Origin of the sequence: Collimonas silvisoli, from assembly GCF_018305005.1 — a bacterium.
Classification (GTDB): Bacteria; Pseudomonadota; Gammaproteobacteria; order Burkholderiales; family Burkholderiaceae_D; genus Collimonas; species Collimonas silvisoli.
The window spans coordinates 1-7,304 of record NZ_JAGQEG010000151.1; the positions used below are offsets into that span (position 1 = coordinate 1).

The 7,304-nt window shown below is 57.4% G+C and carries 3 protein-coding genes; all 3 read left to right on the top strand.

The window, feature by feature from the left end:
- Positions 1 to 916: ShlB/FhaC/HecB family hemolysin secretion/activation protein (locus KHU33_RS24715; RefSeq protein WP_211467971.1), on the top strand; the 916-nt coding region annotated here is incomplete at its 5' end.
- Between the two features lie 38 nt (positions 917 to 954).
- Entirely contained in the window at positions 955 to 7,080 is a 6,126-nt protein-coding gene (locus KHU33_RS24720; RefSeq protein ID WP_211467973.1) for a two-partner secretion domain-containing protein, read from the top strand.
- The coding region (locus KHU33_RS24725; protein ID WP_211467975.1) for a hypothetical protein at positions 7,067 to 7,304 on the top strand (238 nt) is incomplete at its 3' end. The genes KHU33_RS24720 and KHU33_RS24725, both read left to right, overlap by 14 nt.

The window sequence follows — 7,304 nt, forward strand, 5'->3', positions numbered from 1 at the left end:
CGGCGTCAGCACCGATGCGGATCGCAAAGCGGGTCAGCGCGGCACTAGCGGCAACAATGTCTATTACGCGGTGCCTGCCGGCTACTGGAATTTTGCGATCTCGGCCAGCAGCTATGACTACCACCACAAAATTGCGGGAGCCAACGAGACCTTTGTTTCCAGCGGCAAGTCGCGCAACCTGGAACTGAAGATTGCCCAGCTGTTCCAGCGCGACCAATCGCAAAAGAACAGCTGGCAATTCAGAGTCGGCAAACGCTGGAACCATGCCTACATCGCCGATACCGAAATCGCGGTACAGGAACGCGACACCACCTTCGCCGAACTCGCCTGGGTGCATACGCATTACTTTGGCAGCGCCCAGCTCGACCTGACGGTCGCCAATAAATGGGGTGTCAATTGGTTCAATGGGCAAACCTATGCCAAGAATGTGCTGGGTCAGGAAGATCCGAGCACCAACAATTTGCACTACGGCTTGCAGACGGTGGATGCCACCTTGAGCGTGCCGTTTCAGATCGCCAGCCAACCGCTGAGCTATATCGGCACCTTTCATGGGCAAACGACGCGTTCGCCGCTGTATCTGGCGGATCAATTCAGCTTTGGCAATCGCTACACCGTGCGCGGCTTTGATGGCGAGCTAACCCTGGCCGCCGAGCGCGGCTTTTATCTGCGCAATGAACTGAGCCTGCCGCTTGCCAACAGTGGCCAGTCGGCTTATGTCGGCCTGGATTATGGCCAGGTGTACGGCCCCAGCGTAGCGAACCTCCTCGGCAACAAGCTGGCCGGCGCCACGGTCGGTGTACGCGGCGGTGTGTTCGGCTTGAGCTACGACGTATTTTCCAGTTGGGCGCTGGTCAAGCCGCAAGGTTTCAAGACCGCGACGCCGGCAGTTGGTTTCAGTCTCGCGTATCAATATTAATCGCCATATAAATACTATTTCCCCCGATTGGAAGAACGATGAACTCGCAAGCCTACCGCGTCATTTTCAGCAAGCAACGTAATGCCTTGGTGGTGGTGGCCGAGAATGTTTCCAATCAGGCCAAGGGGAGCGGCAGTCAGTCCGGTAGCGCAGGGGCGGCCAGGTCGCCGTTGATGCGTCTGGTGCATTTAGGCGTCGCCGTTGCAGCTTTGTTTGGTAGCGTCACCGTGGTCAACGCACAGATCGTGGCCGATCCGAATGCCGGTAGCCATCGCCCTACAGTTTCACAAACCGCCAGCGGCATTCCTCTGGTGAATATCGTGGCGCCAAATTCTTCCGGGCTCAGTCATAACCAATACAACCAATTCTCCGTCGGCGGCAGTACGGGCGCAGTTCTTAATAATTCCCCGACGAGCGTGCAGACGCAGCAGGCGGGCTGGGTGCCGGGCAATGCGAACCTCACGCCTGGCAATGCGGCGCGCATTATTTTGAACGAAGTGACCGGCACCAGCCGCTCCCAGCTCAACGGTTATATCGAAGTGGCGGGTCAGCGGGCAGAGGTGATTATTGCCAATCCGAACGGACTGAGCGTCAATGGATTGGGGTTCATCAACACCTCACGTGGCGTTCTCACGACCGGCACGCCGGTCTTCGGCGGCGACGGCAGCTTAAATGCCTTTCGTGTCACGCGTGGCGATATCCAGATCGGTGCGAACGGCCTCAACGGCAATAATCTGGACCAGCTCGATCTGATTTCTCGCAGTGTTGCGATCAACGGTCAGTTGTGGGCGAGTAATAATCTGAATGTCATCACGGGCGCAAATCTGGTCAATTATGCTGACCTCGGCGTCCAGGTGATTACGGGCGAGGGCGGTAAGCCTACCGTTGGGATAGATTCTTCCGCTTTAGGCGGGATGTACGCCAACAAGATCCGGCTCGTCGGCACCGAAGCCGGTGTCGGTGTGGTCAGTCTCGGCAATATCGCAGCCCAGGCCGGGGATCTGAATATCGACAATCAGGGGCAAGTCACCCTGAATGGAAGAACCACTGCCAGCGGCCAGGTACGCATTGTCGGTAATGACGCGATTACCAATACCGGCACGTTATACGGCCAGCAGGCGATGCAGCTTTATAGTGCAGGACAGATTGCCAATAGCGGCGTCATTGCCGCGCAAAATGATTTGTTGCTGTTCTCCGGTTCGATCAATTCGACAGGCGTATTGGGCGCAGGCGTTGATGTAAATAGCCATGCCACCCAGCCGGGAAGCCTGAGCTTGATTGCCGCGGGTGCAGTCAGCGCTACGGGCCGGAACACGGCGACGACCGATTTCGGCGTCATTGCTGGGGCCGGCCTGAGTCTGGCCCATGCCCAAACCAACGTCGGGGGCAATATTGGTTTAGCCGCCCACGCTGGCAATATCGATCTGACGGGCGGCGCGCTGCAAGCGGCTGGCGCAGCCAACCTGAGCGCGACAGGCGCCGTCATCAATGACCAGGGCAGTATCGCTGCGGCGCAACTGACAAGCAATTCCGCCAGCCTTTCCAACGTCGGCGGCACTCTCACTCAGTCAGGGAGCGGCGACACCGGCATCACGACCAGCGGTCTGTTGAACAACAGTACAGGCAGTATTACCACCAACGCCCAGAATCTGGCGATAGCGTCCGGCAGCTTAAATAACACCGGCGGTCAAATCAATCATGCCGGCTCCGGCGCTGCCACGATCCAGAGCGGTGCTGTGACGAACGCGCAAGGCGCGATTGCCAGCAACGGTCAAGTCAATCTGACTGCCGCTAGCCTGAACAATCAGGGCGGATCGTTGACCTCAGTGCAGCAGACAACGCTGGCAAGCAGCGGCGATGTATCGAACGCGCACGGCACGATCCAAGCCGGTGCCGGGCTCAATATGTCCGGTGTCAATATCGACAACACCGCCGGCAATATCAAATCGCTGAACGCCGACGGCTTGACGTTGACGGCCAGCGGCCAGCTCACCAATGCGGCGGCAGGTGTCATCGGCGGCAATGGCAACGTCGCCGTGTCGGCGGGATCGCTCACCAACAGCAGCGCGATTTCCGCCGCGCAGAATCTGACGGTTGCTGCCGCGCAGGCGCTGGACAATTCCTCCGGCAGCTTAGCTGCCGGCGCTGTCCTGGATGCTTCTGCCGGAACGGCGCTGACCAATAATGCGGGCACCATTGCCGCGACCCAGGTCGCTCTTCACGCGCACGGTATTGCGAATCAATCCGGGCTGATCTCGCAAAGCGGGGCGGCGGCGATGACGGTGCAAGCCGCAGGCGCGTTCGACAATTCGCACGGTACATTGCAGAGCAACGCCGCCGATCTGACGCTCGCGACAGGTAGCCTGACCAACGACAGCGGCGCCATCTCCCAGGCCGCAGCCGGCACGCTGCACATCGCCACCGGCACGCTGTCGAATCAGCACGGTGCGATAGCGACCAATGGCGCGGCCGGCATCACTGCCGGTGCGACGATCAATAGCGGCAGCATCAGCGCGCAACAGACACTGAATCTGACGGCCAGTTCGCTCAACAATAATAGCGGCACTCTCGGCTCGAACGGGGCCATGACGGTCAATGCCGGATCTCACCTCACCAATAGCGCCGGCACGATCCAGGCAGGTTCCACGACAAGTCCGGCCAGCGCCACCATCACGGCGGCCACACTCGACAACAGCGGCGGCACCTTGGGCGCCGGCACGATTGACCTGGAGGCCGGCACGCTCAAGAATGCCGCCGGCCAGATCATCCAGAACGATACCAACGGCACAGCCACGATGAACGTCTCGCAGCTGCTCGACAACAGTTGCGGCATGATCGGTGTGCTGGCCCGCAATCTGACCCTCGCGCCGGCGGCACTGACCAATGACAGCGGTTCTGTCGCCCATATGGGCACTGGTGCGTTGACGGTGAACACCGGCGCCTTGTCGAATAACGGCGGGGTGCTGGGCACCAATGGCGCCGGGACGATCACGGCCGGTTCCATCGCGAACCAGGGCGGCAAGCTGACCGCCGTGGGTAATCAATCGGTCACCAGCACATCCGTTATCGACAACAGCCAGGGCGGCTATATCGGCGGTGCAGCCGTGACCGTCGATGCCGTTGCCGGTCAAGTGAATAACCAGGGCGGCACCATCGAAGGGGCGACGGCTGGCGCCACCGTCAATGCACAGTCGGTCAATAACGCTGCCGGTAAAATCCAGAATCTGGGTACCGGCGCTGTCGCAGTCAATGTCGCCCAGGCATTAAACAACGCTGCAGGCAGCATCAGCGGCAAGGGCGCGGTAACCGCGACGGCCGGCAGCATCAACAATGCCAGCGGCGCACTCGGCGCGCTCGGCGATCTCACGGTGTCTTCCGCCAGCACGCTCGACAACACCCATGGCGCCATGGAAGCGATGGGCAATGTCGCCACGGCAGCGCAGGGCGCATTGACCAACGTCGGCGGCAAGATCGAAGCCTTGGGCAACAACGGCCAGTTGCAGGTTTCCGGCAGTACGGTCGACAACACCAACGGTAAAATCATCAATGTCGGCACTGGATTGACTACCGTTGCCGCAGCTACCTCGATCACCAATGCCAATCCGTCCGCCGTCACCGGCTCCGGGCTGATCGGCGGTACTGGCGATGTCACGATTGTCACGCCGGCGTTGAGCAACACGCAAGGCGGCCACATCATCGCCGGCGGCGTGTTGAATCTGAATACGCCGTCCAGCGTGGACAACACCGGCGGTCAATTGATCGCCACCGGCGCGCTGACGCTCAATCAAGCCGGCGCCGCGCTGGCCAATAGCGGCAGCAGTGCCGGCATCGGCGCCACGCTCGGCTCCAACGGCCAGCAGACCGGATTGAGTTTCCAGATTGGTGCATCGACGTCCAAGGGCCATGCCAACGGCACCGAGACCACCTACGACAACACCCAGATCAGCGCCACGAATCAACTGAGTGTCAAGAGCGGCGGCGACCTCAATATGAAGGGTACGCAACTGGCGGGGAACAAGGTGACTGCCGATATTGGCGGCAACCTCAACATCTGGACTTTGCAAGACGTCAGCAATTTCGACAGCAAGCAGGAAAGCGGCGGTTTCAGTTTGAGTATCTGCGTGCCGCCGATCTGTGTCGGCTCCGTGGTCAGCGGCAGCGTCAACTATGCCAAACAAACGGTCGATCACAATTACCAGAGCGCGGTCGGCCAAAGCGGCATCGCCGCCGGCAGCGATGGCTTCGATATCAAGGTGAAGGGCAATACCGATCTGAAAGGCGCGGCGATCACCAGCACGGCCACGCCAGACAAGAACAGCCTGCAAACGGCCAGCCTAACGTATAGCGATTTGACCAACACGCAGCACACCAACTCGGAGAGCGTCAGCGTGAGCGCCTCGACCAGCAGCATCGCCAGCAATGTGATGGGCAATGTGCTGGGCAATCTGAACGGCAGCATTGGCATGCCGAAGAGCGGCGACCAGACCGGCAGCACCAAGAGCGTGATCAGCCCGGCCAAGATCACCATTACCGGCACCGGCGACGCCGCCAAAGATGCGCAAAGCCAGACGAATGCAACGACCCTGAGCAGCCGTGATGCAGCCACCGCCAACGCCTCGCTGGCGAACACGCTGACGTTGCAGCAGGCGCAGGATCTGCAAGCACAGCAACAGAAAGCGCAAGAGAACCAGCGTGCTGCCGGATTGGTTGGTTCGGTGCTGACCAATATGGTTGGCGATATGGCGCAAGGCAAATGGCCAGACGGTTCGCCGGAGAAGATTGCTTTGCATGGCATTGTCGGACTGATCGAAGCCAAGATCGGCGGGGGGAGCGCTGCGGCTGGTGCTATTGCTGGCATGACGCATGAAGCGATGGTGCCGATCATGAGCGACTACCTGGTCAGTCAAGGCTATAAACCTGGATCACAGGCTTTCAATGACATGATGAATCTGGGGGCGACCTTGGTCGGGGCTGCTTCGGGGGCGCTGGCCGGTGGAGGGACGCAGGGTGCTGCGACTGGCGCGAATGCTGCGTTGATTGCGGATCAAAACAATCGGCAGTTGCACGAGGATGAGCGGATATGGGCCAAGGGTAATGCCGCAAAATATCAGCAATATCTCAAGGAGAAAACGGGTGAAAGTATTTCTGTAGAAGATGCTTATCAACGCTTATTGTCAGCAGGTTACGCCGGAGTGGACGATGCGGCGCTGAAAAGCGGGAAAAGTGATGAAACCGCCAAGCAATTTATCGTACAGAACAAACCACTATCGCTGTTCCAGGCTACAGCGGCAGAACGTGCAAATCCTTTTTTAGGCGGCAATGTAGATGGATCTTGGACCCCGGAACAGCAGGCCAGATACGGTGCCAAGAATCCTACGGCGTGGGCTGATGACCGTGTCGCCGCTGCCAATAAATATGCAGGGAAATCCTGTGACGATTATGCTTGTATTGCAAAGGTAAATAGTATCGTTAATGCGGTCGATGCGCTGGAACAGAAAAAAATGCTGTACCAGGACAACTCTATACAGTTGCAGCAGATCACAGCACAACAAACAGCGCTGCTTGGAAGCATGACACCGAGGGATCTTGATCAGGCTAAGCTGGCGGAAGCTGATAAGGGTACGGTACTGGAGCTGCTGGGACTAGCTGCTGTACCTCAGTTGGCTGAGAATTTAACAGTGACGTTGGCAAAACTGTTTGGAACAAAAACGATCGCTACAGCAGGAGAAGCGGCGGCGCAAAAAACAGCGACGCAATTGAATAATTTTTATAGAGACGGCGCATCACCGGACATCATTCAACAAACCTTTAACCAGGGAGCTTTAAGCTCTACACATAATGCTGGTGCTTCGGAAGTCGTTTTAGGAAAATACATTGCGGGCAGCAACGCTTCATATGATGCTGTTGCGCAAGCGCGTGGCTCGACCTATTTTTCGATGTCTGATTGGGGGGCGGTGCAAGGGCAACTGGGTGCTGATCAGATGTGGAATATCAATAAAGCATTTTTAGATCAACAGATGGCTCAGGGGAAAATATTTTTGTTTACCGCAAATCCTGCTATTGCAGATATTGGGACGTACACTAATTTAGAGTTTACGTACCTTAAAAATAGCGGATACAACATTGTCCCAACTCAAGGAGGATTTTATCGTGCAATTAAATAATGACGCTTCTGGTTTTTCATTGCTGTACGAAACAGTGATTTCTTATTACCAAAAAAATGGCAATAGGCATCTTTCCATATTTGCAGATAAAGCTCCAACAGACGATGAAAAATTTTATGTTAGATTTTTATTGGATAGAAAACATGTCGTCGAATATGCGATTGTAAAAGATAGAGGTTTCAACTTAAGCGGGGTATCTTTGGGAATTGGTCCTGCCTATTTTG

Coding starts and splice junctions, on each gene's coding strand:
- KHU33_RS24720 (WP_211467973.1), top strand. CDS start 955: ATGAACTCGCAAGCCTACCGCGTCATTTTCAGCAAGCAACGTAATGCC.